Raw genomic sequence first — 19,489 nt, forward strand, 5'->3', positions numbered from 1 at the left:
GAGAGAAGGACACACTAGAATTCGGTGACTTCGGCTTATCATTCCCTTATCAAATAGGGTAGAATTTAGCACCTTGTCAAGGGACAGGTTGCTAAGGCTTCATCGGGTCTATTCCCTCTGCCTTTCTCTATAAGCGACGCTAAGTTAGCACATTTCTTTTTGAAATGCAAATTTTTTATAAAAGTGCGTCTATTTTTTATATTCTACTAAGAATGAAATTGTTTTGTTCTTTTATTTTCATCCATGAATTTGTGTATGTCATGCACCAATACGCTGTGCAGCATAAAAAAGGGGAATGACTGTATTTCTCATTCCCCCTTTTTTTTAGCTTACCAAAAGTTTGTAACCTTTTCCGTGCACGTTGACAATCTCCACTTTACTATCCTCTTTCAGGTATTTTCGAAGTTTACTGAGAAAGACATCCATACTTCTACCAGTAAAATAGTTGTCATCATGCCATATTTTTAATAAAGCCTCCTCTCTTGTCAATACATCATTTTTCTTTAGGCAGAGCAGGCGTAATAGTTCAGCTTCTTTAGTCGATAGTTTCTGCATCTGCCCTTTATAGGAAATCTGCTGACTTGTGTAATCAAAGAAATAATCGCCAATTTCAAATTTGTCTGCAACTACCTCTTCTTCTTTATCCCGAACACTGCGTTTTAGCAGGGCATTGATGCGAAGTAACAATTCCTCAACCCGAAACGGCTTGGTGATATAATCATCTCCTCCAAGTTCAAAAGCTTCAGTTTTATCTTCCATCATACCTTTCGCTGTGGCAAAGATTATTGGAACAGTATTGTTTGTTTTTCTGATTTCACGTCCAACAGAGAAGCCGTCTTTCTTAGGCATCATGACATCGAAGATGCAGAGGTCATAGTTATTTTTCTTGAATTGGGATATTGCTTCATCACCATCTGTACATAGTGTGACGTCAAATTTTCCCTTTAATTCGAGATAGTCTTTTAAAAGATCCCCCAAATTAGGATCGTCTTCTGCTAATAATATCTTTTGCATAATGAATACTTTAATTTTAACGAATTCCCTTGATGCTGATAAATCAGCTTCCTCTACCTTTGAAATTCTTTTACAGAGGAAATATACAAAAAAGGAACCTTTTATTTTTTTGTAGGCAAAATTACTTCAAAGGTCGTGCCCTTATCTTTTTCGCTTTTAACCGTAATTTTTCCGTTCAGTCTCCTCAGAATATCTTGTACATAACTTAGACCAAGACCAAATCCTTTTACATTGTGGACATTGCCTGTCGGTATCCGGTAAAATTGGTCAAAAATCTTTTGAAGGTGATCTCGGCTCATACCGATACCGTTGTCAGCTATAGTGACCACAATACTATCCCCGACGTTTTTTGATTGTATACTCACATGTAGATCACCTTTATTGTATTTAATTGCATTATCCAATAGGTTATAAAATACGTTTGAGAAATGCAGTTCGTCGCCAACGACGACATCTTTCGTGGCTGCCAGATCAATAGTGAATTTTCCGCCAATATTTTGCATTCTCAGTTGCATACTGTCCGTAACAGCAGAAACAAGATCGTTAATATGAACATCTACCTGATCTAGTTTTAAGGTTTCTTTTTCTAATCGTGCTAAATCAAGTACACGTTCGATGTGATTTCCTAATCTAACGTTCTCGTCGTAGATGATATTGGCTAATTTTTGAACGCGTTTATGGTCGGCATTGATATCGGGATCCTTAAGCGATTCACTAGCAATCATGATAGTCGCAACTGGCGTCTTAAACTCATGTGTCATATTATTGATAAAATCTGTTTTCATCTCCGAAACTTTCTTTTGTCTAAAGATGATAATCAGCGTGTATGCAAAACATCCCACCAATAAAAAAAGTAGCGCAAGCATAGGCAAAAGGAGATAGCCCATATTATCTGCGATGATCGCCTTTTTGTTTGGGAAATAAATCGTTAATTTTCCCGGTGCAGCACCAATGTCGCCTTTAAAGAGAGCAGTGGAGTACCGTGTTGTATTTGAAGGATTTTTTAAAGCCGCTTCGTCAAGGATATTATTGAGTAAAATATTGTTTGTGCTCCATATTTCGATATTAAATGGCGCTTTAATGTCGCGTTGAGCCAATTCCTCTTTGATAAGCTCTTGAACGATGATAATATTCAGTCGATCTTTCAATGGGCGTTTAGCTAATTCCATTCCAATAGCCACATCTTCAATATAGTCAGCCTTTTTACCGCCCAACATGGCAACAGAATCATAAACGTTAAACCCCGACCAAGAGTTCTTTTTATTAAGCACATCCAGTCTTTTTTCTAAATCAGCGATCGTTTTTGTAAGTTTTGCATTCTCTCTTGGAGGTAAGGTGGCTACCCTGAATTTGGTTTGCTGATCAACCAAGCCATCGAGCAAAGGAATAACAAAGCGCGTACTATCATCTTTTCCGCTCACCTGATCATCTACCTTCGATGCGTTTAGCATGATGAAGGCTTGTACTAGATTGTCATCGGTAAGCTCATTTGAAACAGAAAATTTGATGTATTTTTGGTACTCCGGTCTCTTGATGTATGTTTCATAAAATGAATTTTTAATTTCGATGACATTCGGATATAACGCACGTAATTGATCTTCTTGCTCTTTGAAGTTGGAGAAAATAGTATGCTGCTTGTTTTTTAACTCTTCAATTCTATATTGGATTTCGAGTTGCTCGGCTAAAAGGCGTTGTTTTGCCTGCTCTTGTTTGGATTTTTCAAGATTTCGTTCCTGTTGAACTTTAGCAAAGTCAACAACTTCCCTCCGTTCCAACTTTCCCGCAACAGCTGTTATCGCAGCATTGACGGATTCATCAAACAATTGGGATTTTTGACGATAAGAATCTCTTAAAAAATAGAATTGCATAGCCAAAACACCGATAAGGGCCAATGACATCAGTCCAATGATTAATACAATGCTATTTTTCTTCATTTGAATAGAGGGTTAAATAAATATAATTTTTACTGTATCACAAAGTTTATAGCGTATCGTTTGTTTCCATTTGTATATTTATCCTGAGGCCTACTTCTGATAGCCCCATGATTGACAGCTCATTTTCTAAATTGTTACAAATATAAAGATGCTAATGTGTTTTGAAGCTGTTTTAACAATGTTTAACAGCGATCTATTTAAAAATAGATGTGGTTGTTTGTAAATTAGTGTGGGTAATAGCTTATATGAAGAATTTTACCGTATTATAGATATATAATCTAATTAAGCTAATGTAAGCTATTTTTATTTCAATTTAGGATAACCAAGAGTCAATAAGCATGGATAAAGCATATGCTGATCCCACATGAGCTTTGGGACTCTAAAAAAAAGGATATAGAGATGAAAAATTACGTATTATCATTGGTATTGGCTTCTATCGGCCCCGTTGCTCTGGGGCAAGAAGCTAAGGTGAAACCGCAGGTTCCTCTACTGGAGGAAAAGAAATCGAAAATGCCTATTCTAAAATTAGACTCCTCAGATGAGAAGTATCACATGCCCGTTAAAAAGTTAAGGCGTATGGATAGTCTAGCTCCGATGCCCGGGACGGAAAAGATGCCTAAAGCAGATGGACAAGCTGCTGATCTTCCGCTCAAACGAATAAGCGATTCACTGAAGATGGAGGGCTTTAAATTAAAGATAGATTCCTTATATAAAAACAGACAAAAAAAATAGCGTTCCAAATAGAACGCTATTTTTTTGTCTATATGTTTACCTTCTACAACTGGGAAACACGTATTGTATTTGTTTTACCTTTTTCGATCAACGGAGTTGAAGCGGTATTAATAATGATTGCTCCGGGCTGAACGTAGTTATTTTTTACAATAAATTTGTTAACATCATGGATAGATCCGTCGGTGCTTTCGAACTTGTCATAAATAAAAGTTTTTACGCCCCAAAGTAAGCTGAGCTGTTTTAGCAGTTTTTGAGTTCCTGTAAAAACTAAAATATCAACATTTGGTCTATAACTGGTAATTTCAAATGCTGTTGCGCCTGAAGATGTCAATACAGCAATTGCGGAAGCATTTGTTTTTTGAGCAAGATAGACTGAGGAAGCACAGATAGCATCAGGAATAAGTGTACCATCGTGGATTTCACTAACTTTCTCATTATAATAAGGATAAGAAGTTTGTTCCACGTGAATAATGATTTTGCTCATTGTTTCGATCACAATTTCAGGGAATTCACCTACAGAAGTTTCTCCACTTAACATAACGGCGTCAGCCCCATCCAATACAGAGTTGGCTACGTCATTTACTTCTGCACGTGTAGGACGAGGTGTAGTGATCATGCTTTCCAACATTTGCGTTGCAATGATTACTGGTTTAGAAAGATCTCTACATTTTTGTACAATGATCTTTTGAAGTCCTGGTACTTCTTCCATGGGAAGTTCGACACCTAGATCTCCGCGAGCAACCATAACAGCATCTGTTGCTTCGATAATTGCGTCAATATTTTCGATCGCTTCAGGCTTTTCAATTTTTGCGATTATGCGCGCATGACTTCCTTTTGCTGCGATGATCTTTTTACATTGGGCAATATCTTCTGCTGAGCGTACGAATGACATGGCTATCCAGTCTGCACCATGGTCCAAAGCAAAGTTCAGGTTATCTAAATCTTCTTCTGTCAATGAAGGAATAGATACTTTGGTATTTGGTAAATTAACACCTTTACGCGAAGTAAGGACACCACCGTGTACGACTTCACAAGTAACTGTATCTTTATGGTTGGTCTCTAAAACACGAAGTTGAAGTTTTCCGTCGTCAAGTAAAATGATTTCGTTGGCTTCAACATCGTTTGGAAAGTTTTCGTATGTAATGTAAATTCTGTTTTCGTCTCCGATAAGTTCGTGTGTGGTGATTTCAACTTTTGAACCGTTAACCAGAACAGCTCCACCTTCTTTCATTTTTCCGATCCGAATTTTCGGACCTTGTAAATCGGCTAAGATGGCAACATTGAATCCTGTTTCATTATTTATTGCATTTATAGTTTCGATTACCTTAAGGTGATCTGCCTGGCTGCCATGAGAGAAATTCAACCGACACACATCAACCCCTTTAGCAATCATGTTGGTCAAAACTTGTTTGTCTGCCGAAGCAGGGCCTAATGTTGCGACAATTTTAGTCCTTTTTTGAACTTTTTCCATCTGTTATTTTGTATTTTAAATGTTCTTCATTAATCACAACAGATAGCGAGCTATGTTGTTGTGTTTTGTCAAAACTAAATCGAATTAATTTAGATCTAAACGGGAGTGTATTTGCTACACTAACCTACAGTTTGCTAAAATATGAGATTTTCTTTAGATTTCAATATTTTTGGTGATATTTCTTTTGCGATGACGACTTCGGGTAATTTGCTGATCCTTTTGATCATATGCGCTACATCTTCTTCGCAGATGAAGTTTTTGATAATGATAAAAAAATCAAAGTGCGGGTTTTCAGGAATTAAATAAGTTCCTTCGATGCTCTTATTGTTGATTAGGAAATATTCTGTGTCAGCGTCGGGTATAAGATAATGAAAAGCAGTGAAGTGGTAGTTGATTTTTTTCTTTGGGTCAAAGACAATATGATATTCTAGCTCCTCTTCGGATTTATTTTTTTGTCGTCCGTCATGATCATATTTGCTCTCCTTGCCTCTGGAAAAATTCAGGTTAGTCTCCTTGTTGATGAAGTGACAGAGTCGGTAATCTTTCAACGGGCAGGTGATGGCGAGTAGGGTGAAATCCAACTCTTCTTCCATGTCCATATCTAATCTTGTTACTAACTTATTGACCACTTTAATGCTTAAATTTATCTCCCTTTTATAACGAAGGTACTAATAATTTTAAGGTTGGAATATACTTTTTGTGTAAAATTTGAGTTAATTAGCTGAGTGTTTGGAATACAAAATATTTTTTGTTATACTTGAACTAAGTTAATATAGAGTGGGTTAGCTAGTATAATACGCGAATTAGTTCGGTCGCCTAACATGGTGACTTTCATCTAAATATCAATTTAGGTTTGAATTTTGATGAAATTTATTTTTCTTTGCACAGATTTATTAAACAATTAAACTATAAAATCATGTCAGATATCGCTTCAAGAGTAAAAGCAATTATCGTTGAAAAATTAGGTGTTGACGAAAACGAAGTAACACCAGAAGCTTCATTCACTAATGATTTAGGTGCTGATTCACTTGACACTGTTGAGTTGATCATGGAGTTTGAAAAAGAATTCAACGTTGCTATTCCTGATGATCAAGCAGAGACTATTGGTACTGTTGGTCAAGCAATCGCTTATTTAGAAAAAAACGTTAACTAACTAATTTAATTAGGCTAATCGTAATAAATGGAGCTTAAAAGAGTAGTAGTAACAGGATTAGGCGCCCTTACACCAATTGGTAATACCGTCTCAGCTTACTGGGAGGCTTTAATAAATGGTGTAAGCGGGGCTGCTCCTATTACGCATTTTGATGCGTCAAAATTCAAAACTCAGTTTGCGTGTGAGGTAAAGGGGTTTGATCCACATGATTTTATGGATCGTAAGGAAGCTCGTAAAGTCGATCCTTTTGTACAGTATGCAATTGCGTCAACGGATGAGGCAATTAAAGATGCTGGCTTAGATTTTGAAAAATTAGATACAAACCGTATCGGAGTAATTTGGGGTTCAGGAATTGGGGGCTTAACAACCTTTACTGAAGAAGTTGCAAATTTTGCAAAAGGAGATGGAACCCCGCGTTTCAATCCTTTCTTCATTCCTAAGATGCTCGTTGATATTGCTCCAGGACATATTTCTATGCGTCATGGTCTTCGTGGACCTAACTTTTCTGCAGTGTCGGCTTGTGCGTCAGCTACCAATGCAATGATCGATGCTTTCAACTATATTCGTATGGGGAAAGCTGATGTGATTGTTACGGGTGGATCCGAGGCAACAGTTAATGAAGCTGGAATTGGTGGATTTAATGCAATGCACGCTTTGTCAACTCGGAATGACGATCCAAAAACAGCCTCGCGCCCTTTTGATAAGGATAGAGATGGATTTGTTTCTGGTGAAGGTTCAGGTGCTTTGATTTTAGAAAGTTTAGAGCACGCTTTGGCACGTGGAGCAAAAATCTATGCAGAGATTGCTGGTGGTGGGATGAGTGCTGATGCACATCATATCACGGCCTCGCATCCTGAAGGTTTGGGTGCTAAACTAGCCATGACAATGGCAGTCAACGATGCAGAGATGGATTTTTCAGATATTGATTATATCAATGTTCACGGAACATCTACTCCTGTTGGAGATATTAGTGAAACTAAGGCTATTGTCGACTTGTTCGGTGAACACGCATATAAACTGAATATCAGTTCAACTAAATCAATGACTGGGCACCTTTTGGGAGCTGCAGGAGCGATAGAAACTATTGCTTCTATTCTTGCTGTCCAAAATGATATTGTCCCACCGACAATCAATCACTTTACGGATGATCCAGAAATTGATAATAAATTGAACTTTACATTCAATAAAGCGCAAAAACGAACTGTTAACGCAGCATTGAGTAACACATTTGGTTTCGGAGGGCATAATGCTACCGTTATTGTGAAAAAATATAAAGCTTAATGTTTGATCCTTCAAACATGGTTTGATAATATGAGCTAGCGACAGGTTCTTTAATTAGGACTTGTCGCCTTATTTTTAGAAGAGATGCCTTTTGCTAGGATATATAAATTATATATTTCGCCGGAGCGGGAATACGTTAGAAAACTAAAAAACCTGCTTGGATTTGTTCCCGGAAATGTACACTTGTACAAAATGGCTTTCAGACATAAGTCTGTGGCTATTACAATTAAAGAGGGCGCAAAGAATAGCAACGAACGTTTGGAATTCTTAGGTGATGCTGTTTTGGGTTCGGTTGTCGCCGAATTGTTATTTAAGAAATATCCTTATAAAGATGAAGGTTTCTTGACCGAAATGCGCTCGAAGATTGTCAGTAGAGCAAATCTGAATCAGCTGTCCCGAAAACTAGGATTTAATGAACTGATTCAGTTCGATGCACGAATGATCAGTTTTCCGAATAAACAAGGGTCGTTACTAGGCGATGCTTTCGAAGCATTAATAGGAGCCGTATATCTCGATAAAGGCTATGTTTTTACCAAAAGCTTCCTGCTAAATAGAATCATCAAGCCGCATGTTGATATTCTTCTATTGGAACAGACCGAAACAAACTTTAAAAGTAGGTTGATTGAATGGTGTCAGCATACGGGCAAAGAAATCGTATTTCAGCAAACAGACAATCCGCAGGGTGAATCTTCTAAAATGTTTAGTATTGAAGCCGTCGTTGATGGTGTCGTATGCGGACTAGGTCGCGATTTCAATAAAAAATCTGCAGAGAAATCAGCTGCGGAGAAAGCCTGTGAATTCCTTAAAATTCTAGAAGTAGAATAAAGGATTTTATTAACTTTGCCAAATATGGCAGTAGTAAAACCTTCTTTGGCAAAAGGAACGCGTGATTTTTCGCCTTCCGAAATGATCAAACGCAACTATATTTTCGATACACTGAAAACGGTGTTCAGAAAATATGGCTATAGTGAAATACAGACCCCTTCATTTGAAAATTTAACCACACTTACCGGTAAATATGGCGATGAGGGTGATAAGCTGATCTTTAAGATTCTTAATTCGGGTGATTACATGGCAAAAGCGCCAGACAGCCTGCTTCAAGATAAAAATTCCAATAAACTCATTCCACATATTTCAGAGAAAGCGCTAAGATATGACCTTACTGTGCCTTTTGCACGTTACGTCGTAATGCACCAGAATGATATTGCTTTACCATTTAAGCGTTTTCAAGTACAACCCGTATGGCGTGCTGATCGTCCACAGCGCGGAAGATATCGTGAGTTTTATCAATGTGATGTGGATGTGGTTGGATCTGAAAGTTTATTGAATGAAGCAGAGTTCATTCTGATTTATCAAGAGGCCTTCGAGCGTTTTGGACTGAAAGACTTTACTATTAAAATCAACAACCGGAAAATTCTATCAGGTATTGCCGAAATTATCGGAAAGCCGGAGTTGATTGTCGATATGACTGTAGCGATCGACAAATTGGATAAAATCGGCTTGGATGGAGTCAACAAAGAATTGCTTGAGAGAGGCTTTACAGAGGCGGATCTTGCTATTTTAAAACCTATCATTTTATTGGAAGGCTCGAATGAAGAGAAACTGTCTTCCTTAAAAACGATTTTAGCAACTTCTGCTGTCGGTTTAATCGGTATTGCGGAAATTGAAGAAGTATTTGATTATGTCGGCAAATTAGGTGCTGAAGAAAAATTGCTTAATCAAATCATAGATCTGGACATTACATTGGCTCGTGGTCTAAATTATTACACGGGTTGTATTTTTGAGGTCAAGACCAATGAGGTTGCTATGGGAAGCATCGGTGGTGGCGGTCGTTATGATGATCTCACAGGGATGTTTGGACTGAAGGGGTTGACCGGAGTCGGGGTTTCTTTTGGTGCTGACCGAATTTATGATGTACTCGAAGAATTGAATCTTTTTCCAACCGGTAAAGCAGAAACCACAAAACTTCTTATTATTAATTTTGATAAGCAACTCGAAGTGTATACACTTCGCTTACTGAACAAACTTCGTCAAGAAAATATTGCTTCGGAACTTTATGCTACCCCTGTAAAATTGAAAAAGCAAATGGGATATGCGGATGGTAAAGGAATTCCCTATGTGTTATTGGTAGGGGAAGAAGAGGCTGCTTCGGGGCAATTGTCTTTAAAAGACATGGAAAGTGGTGAGCAAATAAAGCTTACTGAAAGTGAGCTGATCCAAAAACTTCGATAACGAGCAGTTTGTGTAAAATAGATTAAGCCAAATGATTATTAAGTCGTTTGGCTTTTTTATTTTCATAAGTTTTTGATTTATTTGGTTGTGCCGTTCATTTATTTGTAATCAAATGCTTTATACTTTAAATCAAATGTCTTAGAAGTGTCTTAAAGTAGAAATAAAATTGATTTTTGGACAAGGAAATTCGTCCAAAATTATTAGATTTGTAGTCTAGAATAGTAAGAAAATCAAAACTTTGAAATGAGTTCAACACCTATAACAAAAGAGACATATTTGGAGTGGTATAAGTCGATGTTACTTATGCGTAAGTTTGAAGAAAAAGCAGGTCAACTTTACGGACAGCAAAAGATTCGTGGTTTCTGTCACTTGTACATAGGACAAGAAGCAGTTGTCGCTGGAACGATGTCGGTTATTAAACCTGAAGATTCTTTAATCACTGCTTATCGTGATCACGCCCACGCTTTGGCTAAAGGCGTTTCTGCCAATGCTTGTATGGCTGAATTATATGGAAAGATCACAGGTTGTTCCAAAGGTAAAGGAGGCTCCATGCACTTCTTCTCCAAAGAGCATAAATTCATGGGTGGCCATGGTATTGTTGGTGGTCAGATTCCTTTAGGTGCTGGTATTGCATTTGCTGAGAAATATCTTGGTACAGATAATGTGAACATCTGTTATATGGGCGACGGAGCTGTACGTCAAGGTGCATTCAACGAAACACTTAACATGGCGATGTTGTGGAAATTGCCTGTTATTTTTGTTTGTGAAAACAATGGTTATGCTATGGGTACGTCTGTACAACGTACAACTAATATGCAGGATATTTACAAGATGGGCTTGGGCTTTGATATGCCTTCAGCTCCAGTAGATGGAATGGATGTTGTTGCTGTACATAACGCGATGGATGAGGCTGTTCAACGTGCTCGTGCGGGCGAAGGACCTACATTCTTGGAAATTCGTACTTATCGCTACAAAGGACACTCGATGTCTGATCCAGCGAAGTATCGTACTAAAGAAGAACTGGAAGCTTATAAAGACCGTGATCCATTGTTGTCGACTAAACATGCTATCTTAGAAAACAACTATGCTGATGACGCTTGGTTTGCTGAAGTAGAAGCTGATGTGAAAAAAGTAGTTGAGGAATCGGTTAAATTTGCAGAGGAATCTCCTTATCCAACTGTAGATGAGTTGTACAAAGATGTCTATGTACAACAAGACTATCCATTTATTTTAGATTAATACTCTTTAACTTGATAATATAACAAAGAATGGCTGAAGTAGTAAGAATGCCGAAAATGAGCGATACAATGACCGAAGGGGTTATCGCGAAATGGCACAAAAAAGTTGGTGATAAAGTGAATTCTGGCGATTTAGTAGCAGAGATCGAAACGGACAAAGCTACTATGGACTTTGAGTCTTACCAAGAAGGAACTCTTTTATATATTGGTCCTAAAGAAGGCGAAGCAGTAGCTATTGACGCTGTTATTGCAGTTTTGGGAGAACCAGGAGAGGATTTTCAAGCGCTGTTGAGCGGAGATGCTCCTGAAGCTGAGAAAGCACCAGAAAAAACTGAAGACAAAAAAGAAGAAGAAGTTTCTGCTCCAGAATCTTCGGCAAGCACAGTAACTCCTGAGGAATTAGGATGTACCGTAATCACAATGCCGTTGTTGAGTGATACCATGAAAGAAGGTGTTATTGCGCAATGGAACTTCAAAGTTGGTGATACGATCAAATCTGACGATGCCATTGCAGATGTAGAAACGGATAAAGCTACGATGGAAGTTACTGCCTATGCTGACGGTACCTTGTTATATGTAGGTCTTGAAGCTGGAGAAGCTGCAAAGGTTAATGACATTATAGCAATCGTTGGTCCTGCTGGAACTGACATTACTCCTTTGTTGAATCAAAAATCTGATGCGCCAAAGGCCGAGTCGACTGAAGCTCCTAAAGCTGATGCTACTTCAACTGCATCATCTCCTGCGGCACCGGCTGTTAGCAACGACGATTCTCGGGTGAAAGCTTCACCTTTAGCACGTAAAATTGCGCAAGAAAAAGGGATCAACTTAAGTGATATTAAGGGGTCTGCAGATGGTGGCCGTATTGTGAAGAAAGACGTTGAGTCATTCGTTCCTTCTGCTGCACAACCTGTAGAGACTAAATCCGCAGCTGCCCCTGCAGAAGCAAAAGCGATTACTTTACCTACGTATGTTGGGGAAGAACGTTACACGGAAAAACCAGTTAACCAAATGCGTAAAACTATTGCGCGTCGTTTGGCTGAGTCATTGTTTACCGCACCGCACTTCTATTTGACAGTATCTATAGACATGGATAATGCTATGGCTGCTCGAGCTCAAATCAATGAAGTTGCTCCAGTGAAAGTTTCTTTCAATGACATCGTTGTAAAAGCTGTCGCTGTTGCATTGAAAAAACATCCTGCTGTAAACTCTTCATGGCAAGGCGATAAAATACGTTTCAATGAGCATACCAACATTGGCGTGGCAATGGCTGTTGAGGATGGTTTATTAGTTCCTGTTGTACGGTTCGCAGATGGCAAATCATTGTCTCATATCTCTGCAGAAGTAAAAGACTTCGCTCAAAAAGCGAAAGCTAAAAAATTACAACCTGCTGATTGGGAAGGATCTACATTTACTGTTTCCAACCTAGGGATGTTCGGAATTGACGAATTTACATCCATCATAAACTCTCCAGATGGGGCAATCCTTTCTGTTGGAGCAATTCAGGCTGTTCCTGTTGTTAAAAATGGCGCAGTAGTTCCGGGTAATGTAATGAAAGTAACATTGGGCTGTGATCACCGTGTGGTAGATGGCGCAACTGGAGCTGCATTTTTACAGACATTAAAATCTTTGGTTGAAAATCCAGTAAGATTGTTAGCATAGTCCTTTAACAAAGGAATGAAAGCCACTTTAGCAATAAAGTGGCTTTTTTTGTTTTTTTAATTAGTTTAAGCTCTCGGAAGTGAAAGGCTGGCCATTTTATGTTGGGAAGACCATCAAGATGTTGCACCTAAATAGGCTTGAATGTTTTTAAAAGGAAGACCGTAGTAAGTAGACTAGGTAACATAAACGATGAATAACAATATAGTGAAGAAAAAATTCGTTTTTTTATACTAAAATCTTCATTTTAGCATTATTATCAATACGCTTGTTCTTCGATTACGAACTTTGATAATTTTATATCATTTAATAGAAGAGAAATAGGTGATATTTATTGATATGCAATACAAATAATACAAAAATCCGGGAGACATAATATAGTGAAATTATTTTTTTTAAAGGGAATGGTCGCTCTTTTGTTGGCATCTACAGTTGCCTGTAGCTCAAAAGAGAAAAAGCAGAAGGAAGCAGCAATAGAGCAGGCAAAAGTAGATAGTACAAGACTGGTTTATAATCCCAATAATGCAGATCTGAAAATCGATGCTTTTATGAAGAATCTTCATTCAAAAGCTGCATTCAACGGAAATGTTCTTATTGCCAAAGATGGAAAAATTTTATATCAAAATACATTTGGCTGGGCTAATTACCTAAAACGGGATAGCCTAAAAATTGACGACAAATTTGAGTTGGCTTCCGTTTCTAAACCGCTTACAGCCGTGGGGACTTTAAAGTTGGTGGAGGCTGGAAAGTTGCGCCTCGATCAAACGATCAATGACTTCTATCCTGATTTTCCATATCCAGGCATTACCATAAAAATGTTATTGACTCATCGTTCGGGATTACCTAATTACGTCTACTTTTCAGAAAAACACTGGCCTGATCGTAAGAAGGGGATGACTAATCAGGATGTAATGAAAATGCTGACCGAGTTTAAGCCTAATCGCTATGGGGCACCAGGGGGACGTTTTTTTTATAATAACTCGAACTTTATGGTCTTAGGAGCTATTATAGAGAAGGTTTCAAAGCAAGACTACGCTACTTATATGAAAGATAGTGTGTTCAATGTTGCAGGGATGACAAATACGGCTGCACTTTCAAAGGCTGTATATGATAAGATTCCTACCAATGTTATTGGACACGATAAGATATGGAGGAGATCCGTTGTACAAAATTTTCAGGATGGACCACTCGGTGACAAGGGGATCTATAGTACCGTTCGTGATCTTTATCGCTTTGACCTCGCTTTGAGGGATGGAAGGTTGTTAAAACAGTCCACATTAGATTCGGCATACAGAGGATATCCCGATGCGAAAAAAGGGATTTTTAGCTATGGTTATGGCTGGCGTACGTTTGAGCATGGCAATGAACATATTGTCTACCATACAGGTTGGTGGCACGGTTTTAGACATATTTACGTAAGAGATTTAAAAAGAAATATTGTTATTGTTCTGCTTTCTAATATGACTAATGGAAGTTTGGTTAAATTGGACGAGCTATATAAAATATTGGGAATGCCCATATTGCGTAAAAATGCCTATAGTAGTCACGGTGATTTTATCATTGATGAGTAAGTTTCCCGGGGCGATCAATAGGTGATATAAACGAATATAAAAATGAAAAAGACATTGATTTTGGGTGCTAGTAGCAACCCTTCTCGTTATTCGAATAAAGCCGCAAATATGCTGCATAGGTATGGACATGATATTGTTAATATTGGTCTGAGTGGTGGTGAAGCAGCTGGAGTTTCTATTGAAAAGAAAGGCGAGGTCTACCCCGATATTGATACTGTGACGATGTACGTCGGTGAACATAATCAGAAAGAATATTATGACTATATTTTGGCAACGAAACCGAGACGGATTATATTCAATCCAGGCGCAGAGAATCCTGAATTAGAGCAGCTCGCAATGGAGCACGGTATTAAAACTGAAAGAGCCTGTACCCTGGTTTTATTGAGTACAGGACAATTTTAGACTTTGGATTTCCGAAGTAGTTCAACCGATAAGTACTTTGTGATAAAATAGTTTGTAAGACCCACAGTATTACTGTCCAGATTCAAGCTGGAAACTTTTATTTCACAGTGTTCTTTCAATATTGCCATAGTATACGAATTAATAGCCTGTTGTATCGGAATAGTGATCAATTCATTTGCTTTTGCAATTTTTCCACCTAACACGATTAATTCCGGATTGAGCAATTGTATCAGTGATGCGAATGCTTTTCCAAGATTTGTGCCCAGTTTGGAAATCTGATTGATTGCAAATTGATCCCCTTTATTTGCAGCTTCAATAATATGAGTTGGTGTTAAATGTTGTAAATCTTCTGCTAGTAATTCATTTAATTTAGTCAGTTCTCCTTTTTGGATTTCCTGCTTGGCATTGTTAACCAACGCGATGCCCGAAGCAACAGTCTCTAGGCAGCCTCTTTTGCCACAGTAACAAAGTTCACCGTTGTCGATAAAAGGCATATGGCCCACTTCACCAGAGTAGCCATCCCGGCCAAGATAGACTTCACCATTTGATACAATTCCTAAACCTATTCCCCAATCCATTAAAATAATCAGGCTGTTTTTGGTGTTTTTTGCCAAACCAAATTTCAATTCAGCGTACGCTGCTCCTTTAACATCATTCAGAATGAAGACTGGCTTTTTATATTTAAGCTCGAAATAGTCCGAAATAGATTGATTTTCATCGTGTAAAAATGTCTCATTGGTACCTTCTTCTGCATTGATCAATCCAGGCATGCCAATAATCAATCCTGTCAAGTTTTCGATATCAACAGATTTGTCGATCAGGTATTGATCAATAATTTGTGTAATGGTTACTAGATTTTCTGCATTGCGGGATAATTCATTTTCAAGCTCGATCGTTTCTGCAATTACATGCTGATTATTATCCATGATGCTCATAGTAATCGAGAAGCGTTGAAGCTCAATCGATAAAACCTGAAACAATCCATCCCGTAATTTATATAAATTAGGTTTGCGCCCACCAATAGATTCTCCTTTGTCAAATTGACGTATGAAATCATCTTCCAGTAATTCTGCGATCAAGCTATTCACTGTAGGCAGGCTTAAATACAGGTTTTTAACAATGTCATTTACCGATACAGATCCTAATTCGGCTATTAATTTTATAATGGAGAGTTTGTTGAATAGATTTTTCTTTTCAGGTTTACTCTCCAATTTTTTGTTAATCAGTAAATTTACGGCTTTAGTCATAAAACATCATATTTTTGAAATAGAATCCTCAGGGCTTTAATTTAGCAAAAGTTTTGGAATCATTTGGTTATTTTCTTAATCGGTAAGTAAGTTGGCTATTTAGCAAAAAGGGGATAAGATACCTTATCCCCCCGCTGCTTATACATCTATACTATTTGAGTTTTTTTACCCGAATGTCTTTGAAGAATACTTCAGTACCGTGCCCCAAGAATCCGATATGACCAGACGTACGCTTAAGTCCAGGATGTTGTTTTCCGTCCAGGGTACCGTTTTTACTTGCCTCTGCGATATCTGCATCCACAATGACAGTACCATTCAGGGTAACTTTGATGCGATTCCCTTTCACGATTATTTCTTCAGCGTTCCACTCACCAACTGGTTTTAAGTAGCCTTTTTTAGCAGGAACAACGCCATAAATTGAACCGTGATATTGATACTGTTTCAAGTCTTTATAGACATCTGCATCATCATCCAGCACCTGGATCTCCATGGCTTCATAGGCGGCGTCTCCTTCCAAAGGTGCTCGTATTCCTACGCCATTGTTGGCTCCGGGAGTCAATTTGAAGTCGAAGCGGAAAATGAAGTCAGCGTATTCTTCTTTTGTATAAAGATTGCCACCAAATTTTGCATTTGGGTATACCCAGATATAACCTTCGTCATTGATCACATAAGCTTGGTTTTCTGTCCACTTGTCGAGGTTTGTTCCATCAAAGAGTACTTCAAAACCTTCTTTTTTCTCTTGATCGTTCAACTTAAAGATTTGTTTTCTCGGGAATTCCTTGATAAAGAGATCTCTGTAATAGACGACCGAACCATGCGCTTGTAATTCAATTTGTTCAGTGGGGAAGATTGATTGGTTTCTATCCCAGTAGTTTTCGAGAGGGACATTATCGGTTACCAACTGCCCGTTTAACCAAACTGTGACTTTATCGTCCACCATCTTGATTTTAAATGTATTCCATTGGCCAGTAGCATTATCGGCAACTTTCAGGGGTTTGCTTTCATTTTTCTGGTTGTTATATAATCCGCCAGATCCCACTTGGGCGCCTACTCTTGTATTGGCGATATCCCAAATTTGTACTTGCGGCGTGCCTCTCAGGTAAATGCCAGCATCACCCTCTATTCCCCCATAGTTCTCCAATTTCCAGTCTACCAGCATTTCGAAGTCACCATATTGTTTTACGGTTGCGAGATTGTCACCTTTTCCGCTGAATACAATTTGACCATTGGCTACTGTCCAGCCTTTGCGCATGATATCGTCCGCTTTAGCTTGCGCTGTCGCTAAAGTTTTTTCGTTCATCTTACTGCGTTTGATCGGGTCGGCGACCAATCCTTTCCAGCCAGTGAGATCCTTTCCGTTGAAAAGTGCGACATAGCCTTCTTTGATGGGCATTTCAGCAAGATAACGAACAACAGCTTCTTTGAGATATCCACTTTCGCTACCGGACAATTTACCGATTACCTGTTCCAAAACTTCTCTGACCTTCTTACCGTAGAATTTATTGTCCATTGCAATGTTCATCGCCACATTAGTTGCTGTTCCGGCAAGTTGAGCATCGTTCATCAAGTCAGCTGCGAAAACGAAAGACTGATATGTTCCTGTTGGTTGCAATGCCGATAGCGCAGCTCTTTTCTGTTCTGTTGTTTTGGCGACACTGAATGCATCTCGCAACAATAAAGTTTTCTGTTCAGGTGTATTTGAAGAAGAAGAGATTGATTTGATCAATCCTCTGTATACTGTATTGAAAAGATTATCGTCTTTTTCTGTTCTGGATAGTGTTATTAATTCTGGTAAAGCGTTTGCGGAAGACCAGGTCGCCAACGACTCGATTGCTGCTGATCGTAGACTTGTGTTAGTGTTGTTAAGATATGCAGTTACAGCTTTCAATGACTGTGCGTCGCCCAGTCCAGCAAAAATAGGGAAATATTTGGTGGTATTTGTCGTTGCTGAGTTCGATAGGCGAGCGGCGATTTTTTCAGTTAATCCTTTTGAATCTGCGCTCGACCGAATCACGTTAACTAGGGCACGTTGCAATAGCGCAGCAGATTTACTGTCTGTCGTATTGTTTAATCTATTGAAGAGTTCTTCTAAATCTGCTTCCTGCGCTACATTGGGGAGAGCTTTATTGATCGCTTCCTCTACAGCAGGATTTGTAATTTTTATTGCCAATACAGCTTTGGATGACGCATTATTGGAACGTTTACTCAGAATGTCCAGCAATTGAATCTTCTTGTCGTCGTCTACATTTGCAAGGGCATTGTTGACATCGGTAACGACATTTGCATCTTTAGATGAGAGGATCAATGCCTTTACCGAATTGTTGAATTGTTGGTCGGTATTAAGAGCTTGGATTAAAGTATTGGTTTCTTTTCCCTGTGAAAGCGTATTTAATGCACTCAATCCAGCCAATTTAGTTGCCGGAGACTCAGTCTTATTGACTAACCCATGGATTAGCTTTAAGCTGCTTGCAGAACCATTGTGCGCTAAATAGTTCAATACACTTTCTTGAACTTCTGGTGTACTTTTGCTCGCTAAAGCAAGCAAGCTTTTTGCGTCACTGCCTTTGCCATATTTTCCGAGTAATTGCAATGCGATATTCCGGTAGGCACCATTATCGCTCTTTACTGCAGCCAATAAGTTCTTTCGCTGTTTCGCGGGGTCAATTGTTGTCAATAATTTGAGCGATGCAATCTGACCGTTGATCGATTTTGCTTTTTGGGATTCCTGGAAAAATTTGTTCAGAAACTTGATCGCATCTTGGTCGTGCTTGTTATCGATCAGTGCTTGGGCATAGTCAATGCCAAGTCCAACCGCATCCAATTTATCATAGCTGTATCCCGCTGCATTCAATTTTTCGTCGAATAGCGATTGAGAAGCTGTGCCACCGATTTTGCTTAATGCAATTAATGTAGTCCGTTGGAAACCCTCCGATGGATATTTTTGTATTAGTCCTAAAATGGCATTTTCGGCATTTTTATCCTTTAGATCGCCGAGAGCTGTAACAATGGCGGTGGCAGTTTTCTCTGTCGTTGACGAAGTCAAAGCCTTTTCTAATGCTGCTGTCGACTCAGGGGTACGGATAGATACCAGCGTTCTTGCTGCCGCGTCGGCCAGATAATCATTTGTTAAACACTTTGCGACAGCAGGTATAGCTGCATTATCGGCACATTGACGCAACAGGCGTAACGCAAAAACTTGATTTGTCGGTTCGTCCAATTGTGATATGGCCTTCGCCAATCCTTCAACAAAAACTCTTTTTTGTTGTTCTTTGCCGGGCTGATTTACATAGAACGAATAGCTGTTTGCCGCAAATTCTATCGGAGCATTATTGCTACCTGGTGCTTTAAGTCTCTTAAGGAAAGTGACAACATCGTCAGCAGAGAAGCCTTCTAGCTCATGCATTGCAAGCAAAAACTTTTCTTTTTCTTCGGCAGGCTGCTGTGCCAATACGTCTGCTATTTTGGTTGCAGTCGTTCTATTTTGTGGTTGCTGAGCGTAGGTTGCACCAGATATAAGAAGCAATACAGTCAGCGAATTGAATATTCTTTTCATTAGGA

Annotated in this window: 15 protein-coding genes and 1 riboswitch; of the genes, 9 read left to right on the plus strand and 6 right to left on the minus strand. The window is 38.8% G+C overall.

What is annotated here, in order from left to right:
• Positions 1 to 32 precede the first annotated feature (32 nt).
• A riboswitch (SAM riboswitch) is annotated at positions 33 to 136 on the minus strand.
• A 188-nt stretch (positions 137 to 324) separates the two neighbouring features.
• Positions 325 to 1,014 (minus strand): response regulator transcription factor, encoded by a 690-nt coding sequence (locus tag B2W36_RS09545; protein ID WP_209577652.1) that lies wholly within the window; start codon positions 1,012 to 1,014, stop codon positions 325 to 327.
• Positions 1,015 to 1,115: 101 nt separating this feature from the next.
• The gene (locus tag B2W36_RS09550; RefSeq protein ID WP_293887597.1) at positions 1,116 to 2,948 is read right to left on the minus strand and encodes a sensor histidine kinase; all 1,833 of its coding nucleotides are present in this window, start codon (positions 2,946 to 2,948) and stop codon (positions 1,116 to 1,118) included.
• A gap of 399 nt (positions 2,949 to 3,347) precedes the next feature.
• On the opposite strand from B2W36_RS09550, the gene B2W36_RS09555 reads away from it, so the two are divergent.
• Positions 3,348 to 3,680, plus strand: coding sequence for a hypothetical protein (locus B2W36_RS09555; protein ID WP_293887598.1), 333 nt, complete (start codon positions 3,348 to 3,350; stop codon positions 3,678 to 3,680).
• 43 nt (positions 3,681 to 3,723) lie between these two features.
• Here the strand turns inward: B2W36_RS09555 and pyk are convergent, their stop codons facing one another.
• On the minus strand, positions 3,724 to 5,151 hold the full coding sequence (gene pyk / locus B2W36_RS09560; protein ID WP_209577658.1) for a pyruvate kinase: 1,428 nt from the start codon (positions 5,149 to 5,151) through the stop codon (positions 3,724 to 3,726).
• 134 nt (positions 5,152 to 5,285) lie between these two features.
• Entirely contained in the window at positions 5,286 to 5,750 is a 465-nt protein-coding gene (locus B2W36_RS09565; RefSeq protein WP_209577660.1) for an IPExxxVDY family protein, read from the minus strand.
• A gap of 317 nt (positions 5,751 to 6,067) precedes the next feature.
• Between B2W36_RS09565 and B2W36_RS09570 the strand changes: the two genes are divergently transcribed.
• From B2W36_RS09570 to B2W36_RS09605, 8 genes are all read left to right on the plus strand, one after another.
• Positions 6,068 to 6,304: an acyl carrier protein gene (locus B2W36_RS09570; protein ID WP_028070665.1), complete on the plus strand. Its 237-nt coding sequence runs from the start codon at positions 6,068 to 6,070 to the stop codon at positions 6,302 to 6,304.
• A 27-nt stretch (positions 6,305 to 6,331) separates the two neighbouring features.
• Complete coding sequence (gene fabF / locus B2W36_RS09575; protein ID WP_209577662.1) at positions 6,332 to 7,585, plus strand: beta-ketoacyl-ACP synthase II; 1,254 nt, start codon at positions 6,332 to 6,334, stop codon at positions 7,583 to 7,585.
• An 84-nt stretch (positions 7,586 to 7,669) separates the two neighbouring features.
• A complete protein-coding gene (gene rnc, locus B2W36_RS09580) occupies positions 7,670 to 8,410 on the plus strand; it encodes a ribonuclease III (RefSeq protein WP_293887599.1) in 741 nt (246 codons plus the stop codon).
• Between the two features lie 24 nt (positions 8,411 to 8,434).
• A complete protein-coding gene (gene hisS, locus B2W36_RS09585; protein WP_293887600.1) occupies positions 8,435 to 9,817 on the plus strand; it encodes a histidine--tRNA ligase in 1,383 nt (460 codons plus the stop codon).
• Positions 9,818 to 10,060: 243 nt separating this feature from the next.
• Positions 10,061 to 11,056: a pyruvate dehydrogenase (acetyl-transferring) E1 component subunit alpha gene (pdhA, locus tag B2W36_RS09590; RefSeq protein WP_209577668.1), complete on the plus strand. Its 996-nt coding sequence runs from the start codon at positions 10,061 to 10,063 to the stop codon at positions 11,054 to 11,056.
• A 29-nt stretch (positions 11,057 to 11,085) separates the two neighbouring features.
• A complete protein-coding gene (locus B2W36_RS09595) occupies positions 11,086 to 12,714 on the plus strand; it encodes a pyruvate dehydrogenase complex dihydrolipoamide acetyltransferase (protein WP_293887601.1) in 1,629 nt (542 codons plus the stop codon).
• 377 nt (positions 12,715 to 13,091) lie between these two features.
• Positions 13,092 to 14,282, plus strand: a complete 1,191-nt coding sequence (locus B2W36_RS09600) for a serine hydrolase domain-containing protein (RefSeq protein WP_293881483.1) — start codon at positions 13,092 to 13,094, stop codon at positions 14,280 to 14,282.
• A 42-nt stretch (positions 14,283 to 14,324) separates the two neighbouring features.
• Positions 14,325 to 14,684 carry a CoA-binding protein gene (locus B2W36_RS09605; RefSeq protein WP_293881484.1) on the plus strand — a complete coding sequence of 120 codons (360 nt, stop codon included), beginning with the start codon at positions 14,325 to 14,327 and terminating at the stop codon, positions 14,682 to 14,684.
• On the opposite strand, the gene B2W36_RS09610 is transcribed toward B2W36_RS09605, so the two are convergent.
• Positions 14,681 to 15,931: an ROK family transcriptional regulator gene (locus tag B2W36_RS09610; RefSeq protein ID WP_293881485.1), complete on the minus strand. Its 1,251-nt coding sequence runs from the start codon at positions 15,929 to 15,931 to the stop codon at positions 14,681 to 14,683. The two genes, B2W36_RS09605 and B2W36_RS09610, sit on opposite strands and share 4 nt — an antisense overlap.
• Before the next feature lie 151 nt (positions 15,932 to 16,082).
• Positions 16,083 to 19,484 (minus strand): DUF1080 domain-containing protein, encoded by a 3,402-nt coding sequence (locus B2W36_RS09615; RefSeq protein ID WP_293887602.1) that lies wholly within the window; start codon positions 19,482 to 19,484, stop codon positions 16,083 to 16,085.
• Between the last annotated feature and the right edge of the window lie 5 nt (positions 19,485 to 19,489).

Source organism: Sphingobacterium sp. UBA3549 (assembly GCF_002376635.1).
Lineage (GTDB): Bacteria > Bacteroidota > Bacteroidia > Sphingobacteriales > Sphingobacteriaceae > Sphingobacterium.